This window comes from Shinella sp. CPCC 101442 (assembly GCF_024704725.1).
Lineage (GTDB): Bacteria > Pseudomonadota > Alphaproteobacteria > Rhizobiales > Rhizobiaceae > Shinella.
The window spans coordinates 950,566-974,417 of sequence record NZ_JALIQS010000003.1; the positions used below are offsets into that span (position 1 = coordinate 950,566).

At 63.3% G+C, this 23,852-nt stretch carries 22 protein-coding genes and 1 tRNA gene; 10 read left to right on the forward strand and 13 right to left on the reverse strand.

All coding sequences use genetic code 11. The annotated features are described in order from the left end of the window. Positions 1 to 219 precede the first annotated feature (219 nt). On the forward strand, positions 220 to 1,227 hold the full coding sequence (locus MUO32_RS15070; RefSeq protein ID WP_257949144.1) for a LysR family transcriptional regulator: 1,008 nt from the start codon (positions 220 to 222) through the stop codon (positions 1,225 to 1,227). Between the two features lie 15 nt (positions 1,228 to 1,242). Then, on the forward strand, positions 1,243 to 1,746 hold the full coding sequence (locus MUO32_RS15075; RefSeq protein WP_257949145.1) for a hypothetical protein: 504 nt from the start codon (positions 1,243 to 1,245) through the stop codon (positions 1,744 to 1,746). Here MUO32_RS15075 and MUO32_RS15080 read toward each other — a convergent pair. From MUO32_RS15080 to MUO32_RS15100, 5 genes are read right to left on the reverse strand one after another with little or no spacing between them, the layout of a single operon-like run. Next, complete coding sequence (locus tag MUO32_RS15080; protein ID WP_257949146.1) at positions 1,743 to 1,964, reverse strand: hypothetical protein; 222 nt, start codon at positions 1,962 to 1,964, stop codon at positions 1,743 to 1,745. The genes MUO32_RS15075 and MUO32_RS15080 overlap by 4 nt on opposite strands. A gap of 60 nt (positions 1,965 to 2,024) precedes the next feature. After that, on the reverse strand, positions 2,025 to 2,819 hold the full coding sequence (locus MUO32_RS15085; protein ID WP_257949147.1) for a 3-methyl-2-oxobutanoate hydroxymethyltransferase: 795 nt from the start codon (positions 2,817 to 2,819) through the stop codon (positions 2,025 to 2,027). An 11-nt stretch (positions 2,820 to 2,830) separates the two neighbouring features. Further along, the gene (locus MUO32_RS15090) at positions 2,831 to 4,054 is read right to left on the reverse strand and encodes an NAD(P)/FAD-dependent oxidoreductase (RefSeq protein ID WP_257949148.1); all 1,224 of its coding nucleotides are present in this window, start codon (positions 4,052 to 4,054) and stop codon (positions 2,831 to 2,833) included. Between the two features lie 10 nt (positions 4,055 to 4,064). Next, complete coding sequence (locus MUO32_RS15095; RefSeq protein WP_257949149.1) at positions 4,065 to 4,379, reverse strand: MocE family 2Fe-2S type ferredoxin; 315 nt, start codon at positions 4,377 to 4,379, stop codon at positions 4,065 to 4,067. Between the two features lie 27 nt (positions 4,380 to 4,406). Then, on the reverse strand, positions 4,407 to 5,492 hold the full coding sequence (locus MUO32_RS15100; RefSeq protein WP_257949150.1) for a fatty acid desaturase family protein: 1,086 nt from the start codon (positions 5,490 to 5,492) through the stop codon (positions 4,407 to 4,409). 161 nt (positions 5,493 to 5,653) lie between these two features. Here MUO32_RS15100 and MUO32_RS15105 point away from each other — a divergent pair, with 161 nt between their 5' ends. From MUO32_RS15105 to iolG, 6 genes are all read left to right on the forward strand, one after another. Further along, positions 5,654 to 6,685 (forward strand): LacI family DNA-binding transcriptional regulator, encoded by a 1,032-nt coding sequence (locus tag MUO32_RS15105; RefSeq protein ID WP_257949151.1) that lies wholly within the window; start codon positions 5,654 to 5,656, stop codon positions 6,683 to 6,685. A 163-nt stretch (positions 6,686 to 6,848) separates the two neighbouring features. Further along, positions 6,849 to 7,655 carry a TIM barrel protein gene (locus MUO32_RS15110; RefSeq protein WP_257949152.1) on the forward strand — a complete coding sequence of 269 codons (807 nt, stop codon included), beginning with the start codon at positions 6,849 to 6,851 and terminating at the stop codon, positions 7,653 to 7,655. Between the two features lie 254 nt (positions 7,656 to 7,909). Beyond that, a complete protein-coding gene (locus MUO32_RS15115; protein ID WP_257949153.1) occupies positions 7,910 to 8,839 on the forward strand; it encodes a sugar ABC transporter substrate-binding protein in 930 nt (309 codons plus the stop codon). Positions 8,840 to 8,943: 104 nt separating this feature from the next. Then, positions 8,944 to 10,482 carry a sugar ABC transporter ATP-binding protein gene (locus tag MUO32_RS15120; protein ID WP_257949154.1) on the forward strand — a complete coding sequence of 513 codons (1,539 nt, stop codon included), beginning with the start codon at positions 8,944 to 8,946 and terminating at the stop codon, positions 10,480 to 10,482. 64 nt (positions 10,483 to 10,546) lie between these two features. Continuing rightward, positions 10,547 to 11,566 (forward strand): ABC transporter permease, encoded by a 1,020-nt coding sequence (locus MUO32_RS15125; RefSeq protein ID WP_257949155.1) that lies wholly within the window; start codon positions 10,547 to 10,549, stop codon positions 11,564 to 11,566. A 105-nt stretch (positions 11,567 to 11,671) separates the two neighbouring features. Next, a complete protein-coding gene (gene iolG / locus MUO32_RS15130) occupies positions 11,672 to 12,664 on the forward strand; it encodes an inositol 2-dehydrogenase (RefSeq protein ID WP_257949156.1) in 993 nt (330 codons plus the stop codon). 383 nt (positions 12,665 to 13,047) lie between these two features. Here the strand turns inward: iolG and MUO32_RS15135 are convergent. From MUO32_RS15135 to xylF, 4 genes are all read right to left on the reverse strand, one after another. Then, positions 13,048 to 13,124: transfer RNA gene (locus MUO32_RS15135), tRNA-Arg, on the reverse strand. 170 nt (positions 13,125 to 13,294) lie between these two features. Then, the gene (locus MUO32_RS15140; RefSeq protein WP_257949157.1) at positions 13,295 to 14,083 is read right to left on the reverse strand and encodes an ATP-binding cassette domain-containing protein; all 789 of its coding nucleotides are present in this window, start codon (positions 14,081 to 14,083) and stop codon (positions 13,295 to 13,297) included. A 14-nt stretch (positions 14,084 to 14,097) separates the two neighbouring features. After that, the gene (locus tag MUO32_RS15145; RefSeq protein ID WP_257949159.1) at positions 14,098 to 15,411 is read right to left on the reverse strand and encodes a sugar ABC transporter permease; all 1,314 of its coding nucleotides are present in this window, start codon (positions 15,409 to 15,411) and stop codon (positions 14,098 to 14,100) included. A 217-nt stretch (positions 15,412 to 15,628) separates the two neighbouring features. Further along, on the reverse strand, positions 15,629 to 16,672 hold the full coding sequence (xylF, locus tag MUO32_RS15150) for a D-xylose ABC transporter substrate-binding protein (RefSeq protein ID WP_257949160.1): 1,044 nt from the start codon (positions 16,670 to 16,672) through the stop codon (positions 15,629 to 15,631). A 243-nt stretch (positions 16,673 to 16,915) separates the two neighbouring features. On the opposite strand from xylF, the gene MUO32_RS15155 reads away from it, so the two are divergent. After that, positions 16,916 to 18,136, forward strand: a complete 1,221-nt coding sequence (locus MUO32_RS15155; RefSeq protein ID WP_257949161.1) for an ROK family transcriptional regulator — start codon at positions 16,916 to 16,918, stop codon at positions 18,134 to 18,136. A gap of 6 nt (positions 18,137 to 18,142) precedes the next feature. Here the strand turns inward: MUO32_RS15155 and MUO32_RS15160 are convergent, their stop codons facing one another. Then, positions 18,143 to 19,051: an AraC family transcriptional regulator gene (locus MUO32_RS15160; RefSeq protein WP_257949162.1), complete on the reverse strand. Its 909-nt coding sequence runs from the start codon at positions 19,049 to 19,051 to the stop codon at positions 18,143 to 18,145. A gap of 98 nt (positions 19,052 to 19,149) precedes the next feature. On the opposite strand from MUO32_RS15160, the gene MUO32_RS15165 reads away from it, so the two are divergent. Next, on the forward strand, positions 19,150 to 19,893 hold the full coding sequence (locus tag MUO32_RS15165; protein ID WP_257949163.1) for an SDR family NAD(P)-dependent oxidoreductase: 744 nt from the start codon (positions 19,150 to 19,152) through the stop codon (positions 19,891 to 19,893). A 73-nt stretch (positions 19,894 to 19,966) separates the two neighbouring features. Here MUO32_RS15165 and MUO32_RS15170 read toward each other — a convergent pair whose 3' ends face one another. From MUO32_RS15170 to MUO32_RS15180, 3 genes are all read right to left on the reverse strand, one after another. Then, positions 19,967 to 21,532, reverse strand: coding sequence for a GumC family protein (locus MUO32_RS15170; RefSeq protein ID WP_257949164.1), 1,566 nt, complete (start codon positions 21,530 to 21,532; stop codon positions 19,967 to 19,969). A gap of 174 nt (positions 21,533 to 21,706) precedes the next feature. After that, positions 21,707 to 22,753 carry a glycoside hydrolase family 5 protein gene (locus MUO32_RS15175; protein ID WP_374708655.1) on the reverse strand — a complete coding sequence of 349 codons (1,047 nt, stop codon included), beginning with the start codon at positions 22,751 to 22,753 and terminating at the stop codon, positions 21,707 to 21,709. Then, on the reverse strand, positions 22,753 to 23,808 hold the full coding sequence (locus MUO32_RS15180) for an acyltransferase (protein WP_257949166.1): 1,056 nt from the start codon (positions 23,806 to 23,808) through the stop codon (positions 22,753 to 22,755). The genes MUO32_RS15175 and MUO32_RS15180 overlap by 1 nt, the downstream gene beginning before the upstream one ends. Positions 23,809 to 23,852: the final 44 nt, after the last annotated feature.

The window sequence follows — 23,852 nt, forward strand, 5'->3', positions numbered from 1 at the left end:
AAGCCAGGCATTGTTCTGTGCACGGGCGGGGTCGCTTTCAGGCGACGGCCTGGACTGGTGAGCATAGAGCCCGCCGGTCCCCACTCCCAAGGACCCCAGCGCACATTGGCGAAACCTCGTACGAATTGCCATAACTGTCAAATGCAATAAGCTTCTAATTCGATATCAAAATTGATATACAATGACGGAAATATAATATTTTTACCGATCGAGGTAACCATGCGTTTGGAAGACGACATCGACGAACCGCTTTTTCCGGATGAAGGCGGCGACAATTTGCACGGCGTCGGCCTTCTGCGCAGCGGCCTGAAACTTAGCCACCTGCGCATGATCGTGGCGATCGAGGAGCACAAACAGGTGAGCGCCGCGGCCGACATGCTCAACATCTCCCAGCCCGCCGCATCCCGCATGCTGACGGAAATGGAGACGATCCTCAAGGCGCAATTGTGCGAGCGGGTCTCGCGCGGTGTGGCGCTGACGGCCTTCGGCCGAGCCTTCGCGCGGCGGGCACGCACGATCCTGCTTGAACTGCGCGAAGTGGACCGCGAGCTTTCCGCGTTGAAATCCGGCACCGGCGGTTCGGTCTATCTGGGTTCCGTCACCGCGCCGGCGATCAGCCTCGCCGTGCCGGCGATCCAGCAGGTCAGCGCCGCCTATCCCGGCATCGAGGTGAATGTACGCGTGGAAACAAGCAACGTGCTCGCCCGCGAACTGCTCGCCGCCCAGCAGGATTTCATCATCGCCCGCGTACCCGACGACCTCAACCCCCGCCTCTTCAACGTCACCGAGATCGGCATCGAAAAGGCCTGTCTCATCGTGCGGAAAGGCCATCCGCTGACGGAAAAACCCGTCGTCGGTCTTGCCGACCTGCCGCATTTCGACTGGGTGTTCCAGCCTGCCGGCACGCTGCTGCGGCGGCGCATCGAAGAGCTTTTCATCGCCGCCGGCGTGGCGCTGCCCTCCACCGTCGTCAATACGTCGTCGATCCTGCTGACGACGGCCATCGTCTGCGGCTCGAATGCCATTGCGCCCGTCGCTCGCGACATGGCCGTCTTCATCGCCGATGTCGGCGCGCAGGCGGGCGAGATCAGCATCCTCAACACGGATTTCGACATCGACATCAAACCCTACAGCCTGATTTCCGTGAAAGGCCGGGCGCTCCCCCCAAGCGCCAAACTGCTCTATGATCTCATCCTGCAACGCAGCCGGATGCTTTCACCGGACTGAACGGAGAAAGACACCATGTTCGGCCTGACCGTTTTCGAATCCGTGCTGGAAAGGCTGAAGGCCGAGGCGCGCCAGGCGGAGGAAGACGCTGCCGACGACGCCATGGAAGACGACGGCCCGGGTGAGATTCGCGGATTGACCTCGGGTTTTGCGGGCATCGGCACCGGCAGCATCTTCGTCTCCGGCTCGCAAGCCGCTGCCGCCTATCTCGATCTCTACGAGGAGCCCCGCCCTGCTCCGCCGGAGCCGCAACCGGCGCCCGAACCGCCCCCTGCCCCGCCGCCGCATCTCCTGCGCGTCGCGCCGGACGAAATTGCGGAAGATCTGTCACTGAACGGCAAGGAAAGCGTGGACGAGCTTCTCGCCCGCCGCCGCAGCTTTGCGCGTGAAAACCATCCCGACCGCGCACCGGAAGATATGCGCGCCAATGCGACGCTGCGCATGAAGATCGCCAACATGCTGATCGACGAGACGATACGGAGACTTAAAGTGGAAGAGAGTTTTGGGCTTTCGCGCTAGCTCTTGGTTTCCTCCGGCGGCTTGGCGGCCGGGTCGGAAGGCTTGAAGAACAGGATGAGGTTGGCGAAGACATAGGCGGTGACGACGAGGAAGATCGTGCCCCAGGTCTGTTCGCCGTTATAGAATTCCACGCCCGTCCACGCCGCGCAGGACCCGACCAGCAACACCCGTCGCCAGAGCGGACGGTAGAACGGATGGTCGGGGTCGATGAATTTCATGAATGTCTCCTCACGTCTTCCGGCCTACATAGGCGGTTTTCCAGCGTGAGGAAACCGGGTTCATGAACCGAGGCGTTCAAGGAAGGCTGCAAGCTCCGACGGCTCGATGCCGACGAGATGGCCGTTTTCCGGATAGGCGCCGGAGCGCACGTCCTCGGCATATTCGCGGAAGGCCGCGATGCGCTCCTGCTGCAGGCGATCATATTCCGCCGCGAAATTGCGGTAGACCTTTGCATGGCGCGGATAATGGCCGCGATTCTGGCCGAGCACGTCGTCGGCAAAGAGATATTGCGCATCGCAGCCCGTGCCAGCCCCCATGGAGAGCATGACGAGCGCGGTTTTTGCGCTGATCGCCGCAGCGATCTCACCCGGCACGACCTCGATTTCGGCGGCAAAGGCGCCCGCCTCCTCCAGCGCCTTCACCTGTCTGAAAATCTCCAGCGCGCTGTCCGCCGTTTTGCCGACGGCGCGGAAACCGCCCGTCCAGGTGGCCTTGGAGGGAATGAGGCCGACATGGCCACAGACCGGAATCCCCTCTTCACGCAGGCGCCGCACCGTGGAAAGGCCGGCCGCGCAATAGACGGCATCGCCGCCCGCCCGCATCGCCTGGAATGCGCCGCGGAGATAGTCGTCCGCCGTGACGAAATCGCCGTATTCGAGGCCGGGAAAAGCAAACACGGTGGGCGCCGCTTCGCGAAAAGCCGGGCCCAGCAGGGCCGGCGGCACGGAAACGAGGTCGATGCCCGCCTGTTCGGCGGCGGCAGCTTCTTCCAGCGTCACGACGCGCAGCATGGTGAGTTGGCGCTTACCCTTCATCGCCCGGATGTCGGCGACGGTCGGTCTCTTGGTCTTCACTATGGTCTCCCTCAGGCGGCGAGCAGTTTCTTGAGCTTGGTGTCCGGCGAAGCAAGTTCGGCCGGATCGGGGTGGATGCGGGCGGCGATCAGCATTTCGGCGAGACGGATGTCGCGAGCGACCGCATTGCCCGGCCCGATGCCGCTGGCCGCGATCAGACGCCCCCCGGCATCGAGGTGAAAGAGGATGAACGCGCCCTCGCCCATATCGCGACGCACCGTGCGAACCGCGCCATCGGCAAGGCCGGCGATCTGCAGCGTCATGTCGTACTGATCCGACCAGAACCACGGCACGGCGGCATGCGCCTCGGTGCCACCCAGCATGTTTGCTGCGGCAAGCTGGCCCTGCTCCTGTGCATTGCGCCAGGATTCGAGCCGGATACGGCGGTCGCCATAGAGCGGCAGCGGATAAGAGGTGCAATCGCCCGCTGCAAAGATATCGGGATCGGAGGTGCACAGCAGGCCATCCACGGCAATGCCGTTTTCGACGGCCAGACCGGCGGCTTCCGCCAGCTCCGTATTCGGCACCGCACCGATGCCGACGACGAGCAGGCTGGCGCTGACAACGCGCCCGTCTTCCAGCGTGATGCGCACGTCACCCGGGCCGTTCTCGACGCCCGACACCTTCGCGCCGCAGAGAATGTTCACACCCTCCGCCGCGTGGCGGCTTGCGACGATTTCAGCGATCTCCGCCGGTACGCCACGGCTCAGGACGCGCGGCAGGCCTTCGACAAGCGTAACGCTCGCGCCGAGCTTTCGAGCACTGGCGGCAAGCTCGAGACCGATGAAGCCACCGCCGAGAATGGCGATAGGACTACCCTCGACCAGATGTTCTCGGATACGCGTCGCATCGTCATGGCTGCGCAGCGCAAGGATACGTCCGCCGTGGGTCGCCCCCGGCAATGCCCGTGGGCGCGCGCCGGTTGCCAGAAGCAGCTTGTCGTAGGGAACGACCGCGCCATCCCCCAGCACGACACGCTTTGCGGCACGGTCGATCCCGGACACCGTGCGGCCCAGCAGCAGGTCGATCCCGGCTTCGACATAGCGCCCCGGCTCGGCGACGAATTTCGGACCGGCGCCAGCGACCAACGCCTCCTTGGAAAGCGGCGGGCGCTCATAGGGCGGATGCGTTTCGCTGCCGATCAGGGTCAACGTGCCGTCAAAGCCCTTTTCGCGGAGCGCGAAGGCTGCGCGTGCGCCGCATTCGCCGGCGCCGACGATCACGAAATTCGCCATGGCGGTTCCCTCAGATCCCGATGAAGACCGTGCCGCCCTCGACCTTGACCGGATAGGTCTTGAGGTCGACGCAGACGGGCGCACCCTTGGCCTCGCCGGTCTTGTAGTTGAAGCGGCCATTGTGCTTGGGACATTCGATGATGTGGTCCATCACAAGCCCATCCGCGAGGTGGATCTTTTCGTGGGTGCAGAGCCCGTCCGTCGCGTGATAGGTGTCCTCCGGGCTGCGGTAGACCGCAAAAGTGCGGCCCGCATGATCGAAGCGGATGACATCCTCCTCGTCGATATCATCGGCTGCGCAGACTTCGATCCAGGTGTCGCTCATGGGTCTCTCCTCCAAAGACGTAGGGTGTTATTCGGCGGCGGCGAAAGCCGGTTCGGCGTGGAATTCTTCCTTGTAGGGCCGTGCGGTTTCGGGCAGCGCGCGCTTGAGGAAGTAGTCTTCGTTGCGCAACTGGCGCAGGAAGGCCGGCAGCATTTCCCGGTAGCCGTGCCACATGGACGGGTTCGGCGTGGGAAGGTCGTGCCTGATCATGGCGTGCAGCCGCGGCAGGGCATGATAGGGCACCATCGGGAACATGTGGTGCTCCACGTGATAGTTCATGTTCCAATAGATGAAGCGGCTGATCGGGTTCATATAGACCGTGCGGCTGTTCAAGCGGTGGTCGACAACGTTGTCGGCCAGGCCGCCATGCTGCAACAGACCGGTGAGCACATGGTGCCAGGCGCCGTAGAGCCTGGGCAAACCGATGAACATGGCCGGCAGGATGGAGCCGAAATAGAGGCAGGTGGCGATCGTCGCGAGATAGATGGCGAGCCAGATGCGGGCGATGCGGATCGCCTTCGGCTGTTCCGTTTCCGGAACGAAGGTCTTTTCCGCCTCGCTCATGACGCCGGCCGCGTTGCGCACCATGTCGACGACAGCGTGCCAGGCATCGAGAATACCGAAGAAGTTCAGCACGAGGCGAACGAGATCCGGCGGGCGCATGACGGCGATTTCCGGATCGCGGCCAACGATGACCGTGTCCGTGTGATGGCGCGTATGGCTCCAGCGCCAGGTGACCGGGTTGCGCATGATCATGAAGCAGGCGATCTGGTAGACGGCATCGTTCATCCACATCGTCTTGAAGGCCGTGCCGTGGCCGCATTCGTGCCAGCGGCTATCTGACGCCGAGCCGTAAAGCACGCCGTAGATCAGAAAGAAGGGTACGGCAGCCCAGCTTCCCCAGAACCAGGCGCCGAGCGCACCGGAGAGGACCATCGCGCCGAGCCAGATCGCCGTGTCGCGAATGGCGGGAGCATCGCTGCGCTGCATCAGCGCCTTCATCTCTTTGCGGGCGACATCGGTGTGATACCACTCGGCCGCGGCCAGACCGTTGGCAACGGCCGCTTCGGCATCCCGGCCAAGAAGACTATAGTCCCGCTTCGTCGGCTTCATCGCTTTTCCTCCCTGCAAGGCGCTTTCCGGCGACCCGCCTCATCTGATGGACAAACGATAACGCCGCCGCTTGCATCTCTCAATCCCGCCATGATAGAATGCGTCAAAATCCATCATTAGCTATCATTCAATATTGATGGAAAGATTTCAGGGAGAGCCACATGGCATCGAGACCCACCATCTCTGACCTTGCGCAGGCGGCCGGCGTCAGCGTGGCAACGGTCGATCGCGTGCTGAACGGCCGTCACAAGGTGCGGGAGGAAACGGCGCGCCGGGTCTATGATGCCGCCAACGCGATCGGCTATCACGCCATCGGCCTCATCCGGCAGCGCGTCTTCGAGGACCTGCCGCAATATCGCCTGGGCTTCAGTTTCCAGCGCCCGAACCAGGCCTTCTACCAGAATTTCGCCCGCGAGATCGAAATCGCATGCAACGCCTGCACGGTCGCGCGCATCGTGCCGCAAATCGAATTCATCAATGCGCAGACGCCGGCTGCGATGACCGAAATGCTGCGCCAGCTATCGACGCGCAACCAGGCGCTTGCCGTCGTGGCACCCGACTATCCCGCAACGACGACAATGGCGGAAGACCTGAAAAATCGGGGCATCCCGCTGTTCTGCCTGCTGTCCGATTTCGCCATGGACGTGCGTCAGGGCTATATCGGCCTCAACAATATGAAGGTCGGCCGCACCGCCGCCTGGATGATCGCGCACGGCGCCAAACGGCCGGGCAAGGTGGCGATCTTCGTCGGCAGTCACCGCTTTCATGGCCATGAACTGCGCGAGATCGGCTTCCGCTCCTTCTTCCGCGAGAAGGGCCAGGGGTTCGAGGTCCTGGATACGCTCGTCAATCTCGACACCAGCGAGATCACCCACGAGGCGACCGCCAACCTGCTTGCCCAGCATCCCGATCTTGTCGGCCTCTACGTGGCAGGCGGCGGCATGGAGGGTGCGATTTCGGCCGTGCGCGAAGAGGGTTACGCCGGCAAGATCCAGCTCATCGTCAACGAGCTGACGCCGGAATCGAAGGCCGGGCTTGCCGACGATATCGTAACGATGGCGATCCATACGCCGCTTGCAGCACTTTGCCGGGAGCTCGTCTCGCTGATGGTGACGGCGATCGAAAAGGGGGAGAATGCCGTGCCGGGCCAGACCTTCCTGCCGTTCGAGCTCTTCACGCCGGAAAACATCTGACGTCGCCTTGATAGTTTTCTCTCACGTGAAGCCCTTAATCTTTCAACAATGAGGGCGCCGACAGCACCTCGGACTTTGACGCCCGTCAAGGGCTCCCCGATCCTCATGCGTGCATGCGAGGCGGCCCTGTCGGTGGCCTCGACTACCGGAGGACACCCATTTCATGCCGACTTTCGCCATCAACCACATGACCGCGCCCGCGCTGAAACTCGACGCCTTCTTCGCGCTTGCCGTCTCCCTCGGCACCAGCGCTGTCGAAATCCGCAACGATCTTGATGGCAACGCCATTCTCGACGGCACCACGCCGGCCGAGGTGAAGGCACTCGCCGAGCGCCACGGCGTGACGATCATCTCCATCAATGCCCTGCAGCGTTTCAACGAATGGACGCCCGCCCGCGCCGCCGAGGCAAGGGACCTGATCGACTATGCAAGCGCCTGTGGCGCAAAGGCCCTCGTGCTCGTACCGCAGAACGACGGCACCGGCCAGGCCGACGGCGAGCGGCAGGCCAATCTTCAGCAGTCACTGACCGCTCTCAAGCCGCTGCTTGACGCCGCCGGCATCCTTGGCCTCGTCGAGCCGCTCGGCTTCGAGATCTGCTCGCTGCGCTCCAAACGTGAGGCCGTCGAAGCAATCAAGACCGTCGCCGGAGAACAGACATTCCGCCTGGTACATGACACGTTCCACCATCATCTGGCAGGCGAGCCGGACATCTTTGCCGATTTTACCGGCCTGGTTCATATCTCGGGTGTGGAGGACGCCGATATCGCCATCTCCGATATGCGCGATGGCCATCGCGTGCTCGTCGGCCCGGCAGACAGGCTGGCAAATACCAGCCAGATCAGGGCCTTGATCGCTGCCGGCTATGCCGGGCCGCTGTCCTTCGAGCCCTTCTCGCCGGCCGTGCACGGCGTCGCCGATCCAAAGACCGCGATTGCCGAAAGCATCGCCTTCCTTCGCGCAAACATCTGAGAAATCCGGTGGCAACAGCCTGCCACCGCCACTTTTCCCCAGCCCGACCAAAATCCCCTTCCGCCAAAATGGAACGGGCTTGACGCCATAAACAGAAAATGGAATAAACATTCCGCAATACGGAATTCGCGGTTTGTTTATTCTGTTTTGGCCTTTGCCTCCCGGGAGGAGCGACGGCCGGGGCGCCCGCAGGGGAAGCCATCCGGATTAAGTCAGTGGTGCTGCCGGACACCACGTTGAGGAGGAGAACGAACATGAAAAAATTCATCCTGAGCTCGGCACTTGCCGTAATGATGTCGACGGCTGCCCACGCTGAGACGATCGGCGTTTCCATGGCGCTGTTCGACGACAACTTCCTGACCGTTCTGCGCAACGGCATGACCGACTACGCCAAGACGCTCGACGGCGTCGACCTGCAGGTCGAAGACGCCCAGAACGATGTCGCCAAGCAGCAGAGCCAGATCCAGAACTTCATCGCCTCCGGCGTCAGCGCCATCATCGTCAACCCGGTCGATACCGATGCGACGGCGGCTCTCTCGAAGGCTGCCGCAGACGCCGGCATTCCGCTCGTCTACGTCAACCGCGAACCGGCAAACATCAACGAACTGCCGGAAAAGCAGGCGTTCGTCGCCTCCAACGAGCAGGAATCCGGTACGCTGGAAACCAAGGAAGTCTGCCGCCTCCTGAACGGCAAAGGCAAGGTCGTCGTCATGATGGGCGAACTGTCCAACCAGGCCGCGCGCATGCGCACGCAGGATATCAAGGACGTCATCGCGACCGACGAGTGCAAGGGCCTGACCATCGTCGAAGAGCAGACGGCCAACTGGTCGCGCACGCAGGGCGCCGACCTGATGACCAACTGGCTCTCCGCCGGCCTGGAATTCGACGCCGTCATCTCCAACAATGACGAAATGGCGATCGGCGCCATTCAGGCCCTGAAGGCCGCCGGCCGCTCGATGGACAGCGTCGTCGTTGCAGGCATCGACGCCACGCAGGACGCCCTTGCCGCCATGGCTGCCGGCGACCTCGACGTGACGGTCTTCCAGGACGCCGCCGGCCAGGGCAAGGGATCGGTCGATGCCGCGCTCAAGCTCGCCAAGGGCGAAAAGGTCGAGACGAAGGTTTACATCCCCTTCCAGCTCGTCACGCCGGCAAACATCGCTGACTTCCAGGCGAAGAACTGATCGGCTCACCGGTCTCGTGAATATCCGCTAGACTATGAAGGACGCGCGCACGCGGGCGTGCGCGCGTCCAACCTGTTTCAGGTTGCTCCGGGAGGGAGGGGACGATGGTCAGTCCAACCACCATGGCCGCGGTTCGCGCAAGCGGCGCCATTCCGAATGCCGAATATCTCTTGTCTGCGGAAGGCGTCCGCAAGGAATTCCCGGGCGTCGTCGCGCTCGATGATGTCCAGTTCAAGCTGAGACGCGGTTCCGTGCATGCCTTGATGGGCGAGAACGGCGCCGGAAAGTCCACGCTGATGAAGATCCTTGCCGGCATCTACACGCCCGACCAGGGCGAGGTGCTGCTGAAGGGGCAGAAGATCCGCCTGAAATCACCGCTCGACGCGCTGGAGAACGGCATCGCCATGATCCATCAGGAACTGAACCTGATGCCTTTCATGACGGTTGCGGAAAATATCTGGATCCGCCGCGAACCGAAGAACCGCTTCGGCTTCGTCGATCACGGCGAGATGCACCGTAAGACCGCCGAACTCTTCAAGCGCCTCAACATCGTGATGGACCCGGAAGTGCAGGTGCGCGACCTCTCCGTCGCCAACCGCCAGATGGTCGAGATCGCCAAGGCCGTTTCCTATGAGAGCGATGTGCTCATCATGGACGAGCCGACCTCGGCGCTGACCGAGCGCGAGGTGGACCACCTCTTCACGATCATCCGCGACCTGCGTTCGCAGGGCATCGGCATCGTCTACATCACCCACAAGATGAACGAGCTGTTCGAGATCGCCGACGAATTCTCGGTGTTCCGCGACGGCAAATATATCGGCACGCATGCCTCTACCGACGTGACCCGCGACGACATCATCCGCATGATGGTCGGCCGCGAGATCACCCAGATGTTCCCGAAAGAGGACGTGCCGATCGGAGACGTCGTTCTGTCGGTCAGGAACCTCAACCTCAAGGGCGTCTTTCACGACATCTCCTTCGACGTGCGCGCCGGGGAAATCCTGGGTATCGCCGGCCTCGTCGGCTCGGGCCGCTCGAATGTCGCCGAGACGATCTTCGGCGTGACGCCTGCGACGTCAGGCACGATCTCGATCAACGGCAAGCAAGTCAACATCGACAGCCCGAACACCGCAATCAAGCACCGCATGGCGTTCCTGACGGAAGACCGCAAGGACACGGGCTGTCTGCTGATCCTCGACATCCTGGAAAACATGCAGATCGCCGTGTTGCAGGACAAGTTCGTCAAGAACGGCTTCGTTTCCGAGGGCGCGCTGACGAAGGTCTGCGAGGAGATGAGCAAGAAGCTCAGGGTCAAGACGCCCAACCTGTCGGAGCGCATCGAGAACCTGTCGGGCGGCAACCAGCAGAAGGTGCTGATCGGCCGCTGGCTGCTCACCAATCCGCGCATCCTCATCCTCGACGAGCCGACCCGCGGCATCGATGTCGGCGCCAAGGCGGAAATCCACCGCTTCGTCACCGAACTCGCCAAGGACGGCGTCGCCGTCATCATGATCTCGTCGGAAATGCCGGAAGTGCTCGGCATGAGCGATCGCGTCATGGTCATGCACGAGGGCCGCGTCACCGGCATTCTCGACCGCGCCGAGGCAACGCAGGTCAAGGTCATGGAACTGGCGGCCCAGTAAGAGCGGGTCCCAAGGTTGGGCCAGTGAGATTTAAGGCCGCCGAGCGGCCATCAGGGAGGTAATCATGAGCACGAATTCCGCCGCGCAGGCTCAAAGCCCCGCGCAGAAATCTGCCCGCCGGCTCCCGCCGGAACTCAACATCTTTCTCGTCCTCGTCGGCATTGCGCTGGTCTACGAAGTCCTTGGCTGGATTTTCGTCGGCCAGAGCTTCCTGATGAACCCGCAGCGCCTGACGATCATCATCCTGCAGGTTTCCGTCATCGGCATCATCGCCGTGGGTGTGACGCAGGTCATCATTACCGGGGGCATCGACCTGTCGTCCGGCTCCGTCGTCGGCATGACGGCGATGTTCACGGCCTCGCTGGCGCAAGCCTCGACCTGGCCGCGCGCGCTCTATCCCTCGCTGACGGACATGCCGGTCATCGTGCCGGTGGTGGTCGGCATCGGCGTCGGCCTGCTCGCCGGCTTCATCAACGGCCAGCTCATCGCCAAGACCAAGATCCCGCCCTTCATCGCCACGCTCGGCATGATGGTGTCGGCACGCGGCATCTCCAAGTGGTACACGAAGGGCCAGCCGGTCTCGGGCCTCACGGAACAGTTCAACTTCATCGGCACCGGCATCTGGCCCGTCGTGATCTTCCTCGTCGTCGCCGTGATCTTCCACATCGCGCTACGCTACACCCGCTACGGCAAGTTCACCTATGCGATCGGCGCCAATGTGCAGGCCGCCCGCGTCTCCGGCATCAATGTCGAATCCCATCTCGTGAAGGTCTATGCGATTGCCGGTGCGCTCGCTGGCCTCGCCGGTGTCGTCACTGCCGCCCGCGCCCAGACCGCGCAGGCCGGCATGGGCGTGATGTACGAACTCGATGCCATCGCCGCGACCGTCATCGGCGGCACCTCGCTTGCCGGCGGTGTGGGCCGCATCACCGGCACGGTCATCGGCACCGTCATCCTCGGCGTCATGACCTCGGGCTTTACCTTCCTGCGCGTCGATGCTTTCTACCAGGAGATCGTCAAGGGCGTGATCATCGTGGCCGCCGTCGTCGTCGACGTCTACCGCCAGAAGAAGCGCAAGACGTAACCGAAATCCTCGCGGTTCGCCGCGACGCTTTTGCGGGGCGAGCGTATCGCCCCGCCCCTCCTCCCGCATGATCCCCAAGCATGCGGCTTACTTGAGAGAATGAAGATGACTGTGAGATTTGGTCTTCTCGGCGCAGGCCGCATCGGCAAGGTGCATGCCAAGGCCCTGACAGGCAATCCCGATGCCGTGCTCGTCGCCGTCGCCGATGCCTTCCCGGCGGCCGCCGACGCCATCGCCAAGCAGTATGGCTGCGATGTGCGCACGATCGAGGCGATCGAAGCCGCCAAGGACATCGATGCCGTCGTGATCTGCACGCCGACCGACACCCATGCCGACCTCATCGAACGCTTTTCCCGCGCCGGCAAGGCGATCTTCTGCGAAAAGCCGATCGACCTCGACGTCGACCGCGTGCGCGCCTGCATGAAGGTGGTGGAAGAAACCAAGGGCAAGCTGATGGTCGGCTTCAACCGCCGCTTCGACCCCCATTTCATGGCCGTGCGCAAGGCGATCGACGACGGCAAGATCGGCGACGTCGAGATAGTCACCATCACGTCGCGCGATCCCGGCGCCCCGCCGGTCGACTACATCAAACGTTCCGGCGGCATCTTCCGCGACATGACGATCCACGACTTCGACATGGCCCGCTTCCTGCTGGGCGAAGAGGTCGCCTCGGTCTCGGCGACCGCCGCCGTTCTGGTCGACCCGGAAATCGGCAAGGCCGGTGACTATGACAGCGTCTCGGTCATCCTCCAGACCAAGTCCGGCAAGCAGGCGATCATCTCCAACTCCCGCCGCGCCACCTACGGCTACGACCAGCGTATCGAGGTACACGGCTCTAAGGGCGTCGTCTCCGCCGAAAACCAGCGCCCCGTCTCCATCGAAATCGCCAATGGAGACGGCTACACCCGCCCACCGCTGCACGACTTCTTCATGACCCGCTATACGGAAGCCTACGCCAACGAGATCGCGGCCTTCATCGCCGCCATCGAAAAGGGCGCCACCATCACCCCCTCCGGCGCCGACGGCCTCGCCGCCCTGGCACTCGCCGATGCGGCCGTAAGGTCTGTCGAAGAAAAGCGCCATATCTCCGTCGCCTGACGGATCAAAGCTCCCAAGGCAACTGGCCGGGCGATTATGTCGCCCGGTCTTTTTGTTGGGCAATTGATCGCGTCCGCAGGCATCGCTGCCACTCCGTTGAAGAGCGACCAAAGCCCGTGAAAGGCCAATAGCGTTAAGCCCACCGCACGATCCATCTTAATTTGCGAACGTGCCGCCCGCCCAGGTGATTTGACCAGGTGTCGGCGTATCGTCTTGGTATCACTGGATAATGCATGTGCCCGGCCAATCACGGCAGGAGTTTCGTGCACAGCCCGCAGTGTAAACACCTATGGCAGTGAGACAGATGATGACAACGATCTTTCGAATCACGATGCGATCCTCACGGGTGTCGTGGTCGACGCCTTGCAAATCGTTGAAAAAATTGGCGCACCCGACAGGATTCGAACCTGTGACCTTTGGAATCGGAATCCAACACTCTATCCAGCTGAGCTACGGGTGCATCCGTAGGCGATGACTCGCCTGTCCGATGGAAGGGTCTTAGCCCAGGTGCGGGCGGGCTTCAATCGGGAAATTGTTGAAAGGGGAGCTGTTTTTGCTTTGCAGGGTGGTTACCGGGAAATAAGCGGGCCGCCGGGGTGCCGGCGGCCCGCTTTGGGTGTGGCCGTTCGGTCAGGCCGTCTGCATGGCGCCGGGGCCGGGAATGGCCTTGGGCGGCACCTTGCCGAGGATGATCATGCCGAGGACTTCGTCCTTGGTGACGTCCTCGGTGCGGGCGTGGCCGACAACCTGGCCGTTCTTCATGACCGAGACGCGGTCGGCCAAATCGAAGACGTCGTGGATGTCGTGGCTGATCAGGAAGATGCCGATACCTTCCTTCTTCAGCTGCTTGATCAGCTCGCCGACCTGCGCCGTCTCCTGCGGGCCGAGCGCCGCCGTCGGCTCGTCCATGATCAGGATGCGGGCGTTGAACAGGATCGCCCGGGCGATCGCCACCGACTGGCGCTGGCCGCCGGAGAGCGCCTTCACCGGCTCCTTGAAGCGCTGGAAGTTCGGGTTGAGGCGGCCCATCACTTCGCGGGTCTTGGCCTCCATCGCGACATCGTCGAGCGTACCCCAGGGGGTGCGCAGTTCGCGGCCGAGATAGAGGTTGGCGGCGGCATCGACATTATCGGCCACGGCGAGCGTCTGGTAGATCGTCTCGATGCCGTATTTCTTGGCGTCGCGCGGGTTGCCGATGTCGGCGGGTTCGCCGTTGATCAGGATCTCGCCGCCATCGCGCTTGTAGGCACCGGAGAGAACCTTGATCAGCGTCGACTTGCCGGCGCCGTTATGACCGAGAAGTGCCACGACCTCGCCGGGGTAGAGATCGACCGAGGCATTGTCCACGGCGTGGATGCCGCCGAAGGAGATGGAAATGTTCTTCAGCTCCACGAGCGGCGTACGGGTGGTGTCCGTCATTGGTCCAACTCCTCTTACTTAGCGCGGGCGCGGTAGACCGTGTCGAGCCAGACGGCAACGACGAGGACCATACCGACCACGATGCGCTGGAACGGGGTGTCGATGCCAACAAGCACCATGCCCGATTGCAGCGATTGCATGACGAGGGCGCCGAGCATGGCGCCAGCGATTGTGCCCATGCCGCCCGCAAGCGACGTGCCGCCGATCACGGCGGCCGCGATCGTATAGAGCTCGTCGAGTTCGCCCTGCGCATTGGTCGCGGCATTGAGGCGGGCGGTGGAAATGGCGGCTGCGACGGCGCAGAGAATGCCCATCAGCGCGAAGATCTTGACGGTCACCCAGCGGGTCTTGATGCCCGCGAGTTCCGCCGCCTCGGGATTGCCGCCGAGCGCGAAAACGTAGCGGCCGAAGCGCAGGCGCGTCGAGATGAAGGTCATGACGATGCCGACGACGATGGCGATCAGCACGGGAATGGCGATGCCATGGGGGATGAACAATCCGCCCTCCGGCCAGGCGATGCCGTTGGCATCTGCGAATTTGCGGGCGATGGCGACGGGCCAGGGATAGCTGTTGACGATCAAGACGGCGCCGAGCACCAGCGCGCAGCCGATGGCGACCAGGAAATACTCGGCCCACATCGGACGCAGCGGGAAGCCGAAGCGTTTGCGCTGCTTGCGGGAATTGGCGATCGTCGCGACGATGGCCGCGCAGGCGAGCGCGCCGACGATCCAGCTCGCCGTTGCCCCGATCGAGCCCTCGGTGCCGCCGCCCATCAGGCGGAAGGTGGCATCCATGGGGGCCACGGTGCGGCCGCTGGTGACGAACCAGGTGGCGCCGCGCCAGACGAGCAGGCCGCCGAGCGTGACGATGAAGGAGGGAACGTTGAGGAAGGCGATGATCGAGCCATGCAGCGCGCCGATCGCGGCACCGAGCAGCAGGCCACAGAGCAGCGTGACGATCCAGATCGCCGGATGATTGAAGCCGAGCAGCTGCGGCAGCAGTTCGGCCTGCAGCACACCCATGATCATGCCGACGAAACCGAGGATGGAACCGACGGAAAGATCGATGTTGCGCGTCACGATGACCAGCACCATGCCGGTCGCCATGACGGCGACGGAGGCCGTCTGGACGGAGAGGTTCCAGAGGTTGCGGGGCGTGAGGAACAGGCCACCGGACAAGATGTTGAAGCCGATCCAGATGATCAGCAGCGCGCCGACCATGCCGAGCAGGCGCGTATCGATTTCGGTGGCGCGGAAGAAGCGCTTCACCGGGTTCTCGCTTGCCGATCGCGCACGATTGGCAGAAGCGGTCGTCGTGATGTCGGCCATGGTTTGCCGTTCCCCCACTTTTGTTGAACGTGTCGTCCGGGCGTATCCAAGAGTTGGAGAAGGATGTTCCGGAAAACCGGTTCCCACTTTTCCTCATCCTGCTTTCGAGGATGTGTCGTCGCATCATCCTCCGCCCGCTGCCCATCTTGCGCAAGCGCCGCAACGGAAGCCGCTGCGGCGCTTGTCGATGGTCAGGTCAGTACCGGATGGTCGCTACTCAGTTGCAGGCTGCAACGGAGCCGGCGGCAACGCCCTGGCAAGCCGTTTCCTTCGGGATCCAGCCGGCGTCGATGACGACGTTCAGATTGTCCTTGGTGATCGGCAGCGGCGCGAGGAAGACCGACTTCATCTCGACGCCCTTCGGGCCGCCGTTGAAGGTGGTGACGCCTTCGATCTCGTCCATGGTCTTGCCGCTGGCGAGCGTCGCTGCGATTTCCGCAGCACGCTTGCCGAGTTCACGCGAGTCTTTCCAGACCGAAACGGTCTGGGTGCCGAGAGCGACGCGGTTCAGCGCGGCGTGGTCGGCGTCCTGGCCGGAAACCGGTACGGTGCCGGCAAGGCCCTGTGCGGAAAGCGCTGCGATCGCGCCGCCGGCCGTGCCGTCGTTCGAGGCAACGACCGCGTCGACCTTGTTGTCGTTCGCCGTCAGGAACTGTTCCATGTTCTTCTGGGCGTTTTCCGGCTTCCAGCCGTCGGTGTAGGCTTCACCGACATTCTTGATCTTGCCGGCGTCGATCGCTTCCTTCAGCACTTCCTGCTGACCAGCGAAGAGGAAGTCGGCGTTCGGGTCGGACGAGGAGCCCTTGATGAAGACGTAGTTGCCTTCCGGCTTCACCTTGAACACTTCGCGGGCCTGCATGCGGCCGACTTCCTTGTTGTCGAAGGTGATGTAAAAGGCAGCCGGGTTTTCGATCAGGCGGTCGTAGCCGACGACCGGAATGCCTTCAGCGGCAGCCTTTTCGATGGCCGGACCGATGGCTTCGGAATCCTGGGCGAGAACGATGATGGCATTGGCGCCCTGGGCGATCAGCGACTCGACGTCGGTCAGCTGCTTGGCGGCAGACGACTGGGCGTCAGCAGAAATGTACTTGTCGCCGGACGCTTCGAGAGCGGCCTTGATGGCGGCTTCGTCGGTTTTCCAACGCTCTTCCTGGAAGTTCGACCAGGAAACGCCGACCACCAGATCCTTGGCGTGCGCAATACCGGAATGCAGGGAAACGATGATGGCAGCCCCTGCCATCAGCTTCAAAACGGACTTCATATTATCCTCCCAAGTGAACACCGGCCGCCTGGACGAACCTCCCGCCCAATCAACGACCAGCCACGATAACACTGTCTCGATACCCCTCCCGATGTGCTGGGACTTTTTTCTCGACAGTCGAGAAAATAAATGTCAGAACTTTTCCAGGCTGTCAACACGGCTTGAAAGGCCTTGAATGACGGCGTGACTGATGCTTTGGGAGGGGCATGGGTTGCAGCCTGTGAAAGCGAGCGGAAACAAAAGATGCTGGTGAAGTCGAGCACGGAGCTTGTGCGTCAGCAGAACAGCGCGCTCGTGCTTGCCTCGCTGCGCCGGCACGGTCCCCTCGCCCACACGGACATGTCCCAGCATACCGGCCTTGCCTCGGCGACGATCTCGGCAATCACCGCGGAACTGGAAAAGGCGGAGGTGCTGGAGCGGCGCGAACAGCAGGCATCGGCTTCGCGCGGGCGGCCGCGCGTCATCTTCGGCCAGCGGCGCGATGCCGGCTATCTCGCCACCGTGCGCATCTCCTCCGACGTCGTGCAATATTCGCTGGCCGATTATGGCGGCACGCTGCTCGACCGGTTCGAGGAGCCGCGCAACCATGCCGACACAGCCACCCAGCCCTTTGCGGATGCCTTCGTCGCCGCGCTGGAAAAGCTGGCGACACGCTCGCGCATCATGCGGGAACAGGTTCTGGTCGTCTCGATCAGCAGCAAGGGGCTGGTCGATCCGGCGGCGGCAAAACTCGTCTGGTCACCGGTCTTCGGATCGCAGCAGGTGGATTTCGCCGCCCTGCTCGCACCGCACTGGCGGGCGAAAATCCTCATCAGCAACGAGACGCTGCTCGTCGCCCATGCCATGGCGCTGCGCATGGAAAAGGCCGGTGTGAAGAACCTTCAGGCGGTCGCGGCTCTTTCGCTCGGCCACAGCATCGGGCTCGGCATCGCCCGCTTCGAGCGGACGGGGGAGCTAACCGTCACCGCCCCCAATTTCGGGCACATGCTGAACTCTTCGGACGGAAAACTGTGTCGCTGCGGATCGCAGGGCTGCATCGAGGCGTCGGCCGGCTTTTACGGCATCCTGCGCACCGCCTTTGAAGTGCCGCCCGATACGATCCCCGCGAAATTCGTGCCGCTCGCCGAGATGGACAAGATCGCGCTGCGCGCACGCCAGGGGCACCGCATGTCGGAATATGCCTTCCGCCAGGCCGGTCTTGCGCTGGGCCAAGGCCTGTCGCGGATGGTGAGCCTCTACGAAAACATGCCGATCGCCATCACGGGTCCGGGCACGCGCTATTTCGATCTCCTCCAGCGCGGCCTCGAAGAGGGGCTTGCCCAGTCGCAACAGGTCCGCCTCTTCGGCGCGCCGCCGATAACAGTCGTGCCGGAGGAGGCGACGCTGGTGCTGGAGGGCCATCTCGACCGGGCGCTGGCGGAGATGGATCACGATATCATCGCGGCGCGAACGGACAATGCCTGACCGGTATTACGAGCGCGGGGCGCCCTGCTTGGCATAGCGCCCAGGCGGTTGGCCGACATGGCGGGTGAAGGCGGTGCTGAACGTGCTGGCCGAACCATAGCCCACTCGCTCGGCGACCTCGGCGATATCGGTCTTGCGGCGGCGCAGCAGGTCCTTGGCAAGCGCCATGCGCCAGCCCAGCAGATATTCCATCGGCGCCACGCCGACATGGCGCGAAAAACGCTCGAAGAACGAGGAGCGGGAAAGCGCCGAGGCTTTGGCAAGCTCGGCCATCGTCCAGGCGCGGGCAGGATCGCCGTGCATCTGGCGGAGGGATGCGGCCAGGCGCGCATCGCCGAGGCCCCGCAGCAAACCGGCGGGCGCATCCGGCGACGGCGTCAGCCGCAGCGCTTCGACCAGCACGATTTCGACAAGCCGGGTGAGCACGAGGTCGCGACCCGGCCGATCCGAATCCGCTTCATCGATGAGCAGCCTGACCAATGTCGACAAGCGCTCGACGCCGCGCACATGCACCTGCCCCGGCAAGAGCGAGACCAGCAGCCCAGAATCCTCACCCTGGAAAACAAAGTAGCCGCCGAGGATGCGAACGTCTGGCGGGCCGTCCTGCCGGCCGTGGCGGACTTCGCCGACCGCCAGTGCCGCGGCGTGCGGATCGATGACCTGCGGCCGGACGGGCTCAAAACCCGTCATCGTGAAACCCGGCGTCTTCGGCAGCAGCACGAAATCCCCGGCCTGAAGGATCAGCTCGGGCTGTCCATCGACGGCAAGTCGGCAGGCGCCCTCGATCACGACGGCAAAACTCGGATGGCCGAAATCCGTATAGCGCACGCCCCAGCGCCCTGCCCCGCTGATGCCTTTGGTGAACACGGCATGGGGACGGAGAAGCCCGATGATTTCGGAGAGTGGGTCGACCATTTCCGGACTTTAACAAACAAAAAGCGGACCATCAATCGTATTTAGTCCGAACAAGCCGCGTTAGATTTGGATCATCAACCCAACAAGGAGATGACCTCATGAAGACCATCCTGATTACCGGCACCTCGTCCGGCTACGGCCTCGAAACGGCCCGCCATTTCCTCGCGCAGAACTGGTCCGTGATCGCAACCATGCGCACCCCGCGCGCAGATATCCTGCCGTCGTCGCCGAACCTGCGCATCCTGCCGCTCGACGTAACCGACGAGGCCAGCATCGCGGCCGCCATCGCGGCGGCCGGCCCCATTGATGCGCTCGTCAACAATGCCGGCATCGGCGTCGTCGGCGCGTTCGAGGCCACGCCGATGGCCCATATCCGCAAGGTGTTGGACGCCAACACGTTCGGCGTCATGGCCATGGCGCAGGCCGTCATTCCGCAGATGCGGGCGCGGCGGTCGGGCGTCATCGTCAATGTCACCTCGAGCGCGACGCTGGCGCCGATGCCGCTCGCCGCCGCCTATACCGCCAGCAAGCAGGCGATCGAGGGTTTTACGGGATCGCTTGCCCATGAACTCGCGCATTTCGGCATCAGCGCCAAGCTGGTCGAGCCCGGCTACGCACCGACCACGCGGTTCGCCCAGAATACATCTGTAAAGGTCGAGGACCTGATCCCGGAAGCCTATGCCGACTTCGCCGCACCGATCTTTGCACAGTTCGCGCAGCCGGCGCTGACCACCAAGGAAACCGATGTCGCAGAAGCCGTCTGGGCCGCCGTCAACGATGCCACCGGCACGCTTCGCTTCCCGGCAGGACAGGATGCGGTGGCGCTTTTCCGCGCTGCATGAGATCAGGCCGAGGCCAAAAGAGAAAGGGCGGCCCGACGGCCGCCCTTTTCATTTCTGGAGCCGGTGGACCCCGTCATGCCTCTCGCGTCATCCTCGAAAGGTTGTCGCGCAGGCGGGGGTTCCGCACCATCGTCCTGACAAGCGCGATGACAAGGCCAAGACCGAAACCGGCGATACCCCCGGCAACGAGGCCTGCGACAAGCAGGATACTGCGGCCGGGACCATCGGCCGTCTGCGGCGTCGACGCTTCGGAAAGAACACGGATATTGCTGCGGGCGAGGTTCTTCTCCTCGCTCGTCTCGCGCACGCGCTTCAGCACGGCTTCGTAGATTTCACGCGCGGCCGTCGCGCGACGCTGGAGATCGTTGAGGCCGACCTGGCGCTGCTGCGTGTTGTTCTGCAGCGACTTCTGGATGGAAAGTTCCTTGGCGACCTGCTGCTCGGACTGCTGGGCCTGCGCCAGCTCGGCGCGGGCGCGGGCAAGATTGCGCTGCAACTCTGCCTGGATTTCCGTCTGGAGGCCCTTCAGAGACGCCTTGGCGGCAAGCAACTGCGGATGACGGGCACCGAGCGCGCTTTCGAGACTGCCGACCGTCGCGGATTGCTGCGCATATTGCCGGCGAAGGTCGGTGAGCGCGGCCGACGTCTGCTGCTGCTGGCCGCCGTTGGTCGAGATCGCGTCTTCAAGCTTGAGGCTCACCGCCGCATCCACGCGCGACTTCGCCTCGATCGACGCCTTCTGCGCCGTCGTGAGCAGCTCGTTGAGCTGCACCAGCCGTTTGTCGGCGATCAGATTGCCGTCGGCGGTGACCATGTCGTTGCTGGCCTTGTAGCTTTCGACAGCCTCTTCGGCCCTCTGCACCTCTTCGCTGAGTTCGCGCAGACGGCTGTCGAGGGCGGAATTCGTGCGCTGATAGATCGAGGAATACGCCTGGTTCTCTTCCTCGAGGAACGCATCCACGAGGCCATTCGCCACTTCGGCGGAAACGCCGCCATCCGCCGTCGTCACCGAAAGCGTCACGACGTAGGAGCTGGATTCCAGCGCCACCGTCGCGGATTTTCGCAACGTCGCAACGATCGCCGCCCTGCGCGATGCGGGATCACCGGTAATGCCGGAGAAAAGGGAATTGTCCGCCAGGTTGAGCTTGTCGACCACCTGACCGATCGCTTTCGGCGACGTCAGGATCTTCGACTGGCTGTTGATCATCGACACGATGACCTCGGAGGAAGCGCCGCTCTGCGAATTCGTATCGCTGAGCTCGATCTGGCGCGGGTCGAAATAGATGCTGGTCTGCGCCGTGTACTTGCGCGGCATCGTCGGCACGAAGAGGGCGCCAAGCACGGCAAAGAGTGCCATGAGGGCAAGAATGAGCAGACGGTGGCTCCAGACGGCGCGCAACAGCGTGCCGATGTCGAGCAGCGGCGCGTTGCGCGAAGGCTCCTCCTCTACCGAAGCGGCCGTCACGGTTTCGCGTACCGGCTCGCGGGCCGCGCGCGGCAATGGCTCTGTTTCGACGGCGGAAAGCGCAGCTTCGGACACCCCTCCCCGGCGTGGCGCGGCGGCGTCATCCCGGCGGCTGAGCGTGTCGGCAGTATCGGCGGCGGGGCCACGGCGCGAGGCTGGATGGGTCGACAGCACGGGGCTGCCCCGGCGTCTGCCCGGAAGCCCCTTCAAGTCATCGTTTTTTCCAGCTCGGCTCATTAAAAATCCAGTTGATTCGTCGGCGTGGCCGAGTCGCGATCCGGTCTGGAATCTATTGCCTTATGGTTAACGAGCCGTAACTTGCGAGCGTTCTGGACACCAAAAGGGCCATCAGGCCGGCGGCATGGTCACGCAGGCCGCCGCATCCGGCTGCTTCCCGGATGTCAACGGCAACCCCGAGAGCTGTTTGCGGTCGCCCTTCGCCGTTGGCTGCACATTGTTGATCTCGGTTTCGGGCCACCATTCGCCGGCCGCCCAGTAGCTGAAGCCGAGCCAGGCGTCGGCATTGTCGTCGAGCACGGCCGTCATCGCCTTCAGGCCGGCAATGCAGGCATCGTCCTGCGAACCGCCGAACTCGCCGAGAAAACCCTTCCTGCCGGTCTCACGCAGCCAGGCCGTGACGTCGACGAGCGCCGCGGTGGCCGCGTCGGCCGCTGCACATCCGCCTTTCGTACCCGAGGAATCGGGGTCCATATATTGGTGGAATTCGTAGGCGTAGTTGTCGATGGGGTCCTTTACCCCGCGCATGACATCGGCATTCGAGCCGCCGGGATACTCGGCCCGCCAGCCATGCGCGCCGCTCCAGCGCGTACCGGGCACCAGCACGAGATTGCGCGCACCGACGCTGCGGATACCGGCGATCGCGCCATTGGCGATGGCAAGCCATTCGGTCGCGGGAATGTCATAGGGCTCGTTCATCAGGCCGAAGAGCACGTCGGGCTCGTTGGCAAACTCCGCAGCGAGACGGATCCAGAGATCGGCGAAGGCAAAGCCCGGCGCTTCAGGCGTGCCGAGCCGCGCCTTGTCGTAGTAGCCGAAGGCGTGCGGATCGAGCAGCACCGTCATGCCGTGATCGCGCAGCCGCTGTACGGCCGCCTTGAGCCGATCGACCTCCACGACGCTCAGCGGGCTGTTCAGCGTTGGCTGCAGGCGTTCCCAGGAAAAGGGAAGCCGGACGATGTTCATACCCTTGCCGGCAAAATAGGCGACGGTCTTTTCCGATGGATAGGTGAAATTCAGGTTTTCGACGCCATGGCGATCGCCGTATTCCGCCCCCGAAAGATTGACACCCTTGAAGCACACACCGGCGGCGGCCGCCGGTTGAGCTGCGACAACGACAGCGGCAAGTGCCGCAAACAAGGATCGCATGGACGACATCAGACCGGCCTCGCTGGAGACAGTCGCGCCGGCGCCTGGCGGCGGTTGCGCAGGAAACGATCCATCGGCTTCTCGAAGAGCATGTGCAGCAGCACGGCTGCGACCGACGAGGCGACGAGGCAGAGTACGACGAAGAGCACCTCGTTGCGCATCCAGTCGAAGGGCAGCTTGCCATAGATCATGCGCGCACCGGCGAGCACGAAGATATGGCTGAGATAGAGGCTGAAGGAGGCGTCGCCGAGAAGATTGAGCCAGCCGATCACCGGCTTGCGGGAAAAATCGACGAGCGCCACGCAGCCGACGACGATGGCGGCGGGCACGCCGACCGAGAACAGGCGTGGCACATCCCATTCCATCCAGTCGTTGTAGACCATGACGGCCCCGGCGACGGCGATGAGCGGCCAGGCAACGGTTCCGCCAAGGCGCCGGCCGTCCAGATAGATCTTGCCGATCAGCACGCCGAGCACGAATTCGAAGATGACGGAATCGCCGTAGAAACGCGCGGCCGTCACATCCTGCGGCAGCAATTGGCAAAGCAGGAAGATGACGAGGAGCAGACCCGCCAGCGCATAGGGGCGGACGGCCTTCGACAGGCCGAGAAGCGCGCCGAAAAGCAGGTAGAAGTACATCTCGTAGTTCAGCGTCCAGCCCGGGACGATGACGGGCGCGATCATGTATCCGGCCGGGTCCGCGGGGTTGATCCAGGGCAGGAAGAGCAGCGTCGCGATGACATGCGGCAGGTCGAAGACCGTCGATTTCAGGATCGATGGGACGACGAAGGCGACGAAGGCCGCCAGCAGCGACAGCGCCCAGTAGAGCGGCACGATGCGAAGGATGCGGCGGATATAGAATTCGCGCGCGCCGATCGCCTTGTCCGCCGTGGTGATCCACATGACGAAACCGCTCAGCACGAAGAACAGGTCGACCCCGCTCTTGCCGAAAAGCGCGCCGTTCAGCAGCGCGTCGGGCTGAACGTTGCGAAGCTGGAGGATGGCGTGGAAATAGACCACCATGAGGGCGGCGATCGCACGCAGATACTGGAGCTGTACAAGCATTGCCTATCCTGAGCGGGCCGGACGCCGCGCAACCGGCCGCTTGG

Bases quoted from the DNA above. Each gene is read 5' to 3' on its own strand.
- MUO32_RS15160 (WP_257949162.1), bottom strand. From the start codon at position 19,051: ATGGTCGACCCACTCTCCGAAATCATCGGGCTTCTCCGTCCCCATGCC.
- MUO32_RS15100 (WP_257949150.1), bottom strand. From the start codon at position 5,492: ATGAAGCCGACGAAGCGGGACTATAGTCTTCTTGGCCGGGATGCCGAA.
- MUO32_RS15070 (WP_257949144.1), top strand. From the start codon at position 220: ATGCGTTTGGAAGACGACATCGACGAACCGCTTTTTCCGGATGAAGGC.
- MUO32_RS15115 (WP_257949153.1), top strand. From the start codon at position 7,910: ATGAAAAAATTCATCCTGAGCTCGGCACTTGCCGTAATGATGTCGACG.
- MUO32_RS15140 (WP_257949157.1), bottom strand. From the start codon at position 14,083: ATGACGGACACCACCCGTACGCCGCTCGTGGAGCTGAAGAACATTTCC.
- xylF (WP_257949160.1), bottom strand. From the start codon at position 16,672: ATGAAGTCCGTTTTGAAGCTGATGGCAGGGGCTGCCATCATCGTTTCC.
- MUO32_RS15080 (WP_257949146.1), bottom strand. From the start codon at position 1,964: ATGAAATTCATCGACCCCGACCATCCGTTCTACCGTCCGCTCTGGCGA.
- MUO32_RS15125 (WP_257949155.1), top strand. From the start codon at position 10,547: ATGAGCACGAATTCCGCCGCGCAGGCTCAAAGCCCCGCGCAGAAATCT.
- MUO32_RS15105 (WP_257949151.1), top strand. From the start codon at position 5,654: ATGGCATCGAGACCCACCATCTCTGACCTTGCGCAGGCGGCCGGCGTC.
- MUO32_RS15165 (WP_257949163.1), top strand. From the start codon at position 19,150: ATGAAGACCATCCTGATTACCGGCACCTCGTCCGGCTACGGCCTCGAA.
- iolG (WP_257949156.1), top strand. From the start codon at position 11,672: ATGACTGTGAGATTTGGTCTTCTCGGCGCAGGCCGCATCGGCAAGGTG.
- MUO32_RS15120 (WP_257949154.1), top strand. From the start codon at position 8,944: ATGGTCAGTCCAACCACCATGGCCGCGGTTCGCGCAAGCGGCGCCATT.
- MUO32_RS15110 (WP_257949152.1), top strand. From the start codon at position 6,849: ATGCCGACTTTCGCCATCAACCACATGACCGCGCCCGCGCTGAAACTC.
- MUO32_RS15180 (WP_257949166.1), bottom strand. From the start codon at position 23,808: ATGCTTGTACAGCTCCAGTATCTGCGTGCGATCGCCGCCCTCATGGTG.
- MUO32_RS15175 (WP_374708655.1), bottom strand. From the start codon at position 22,753: ATGTCGTCCATGCGATCCTTGTTTGCGGCACTTGCCGCTGTCGTTGTC.
- MUO32_RS15090 (WP_257949148.1), bottom strand. From the start codon at position 4,054: ATGGCGAATTTCGTGATCGTCGGCGCCGGCGAATGCGGCGCACGCGCA.
- MUO32_RS15095 (WP_257949149.1), bottom strand. From the start codon at position 4,379: ATGAGCGACACCTGGATCGAAGTCTGCGCAGCCGATGATATCGACGAG.
- MUO32_RS15155 (WP_257949161.1), top strand. From the start codon at position 16,916: ATGCTGGTGAAGTCGAGCACGGAGCTTGTGCGTCAGCAGAACAGCGCG.
- MUO32_RS15075 (WP_257949145.1), top strand. From the start codon at position 1,243: ATGTTCGGCCTGACCGTTTTCGAATCCGTGCTGGAAAGGCTGAAGGCC.
- MUO32_RS15145 (WP_257949159.1), bottom strand. From the start codon at position 15,411: ATGGCCGACATCACGACGACCGCTTCTGCCAATCGTGCGCGATCGGCA.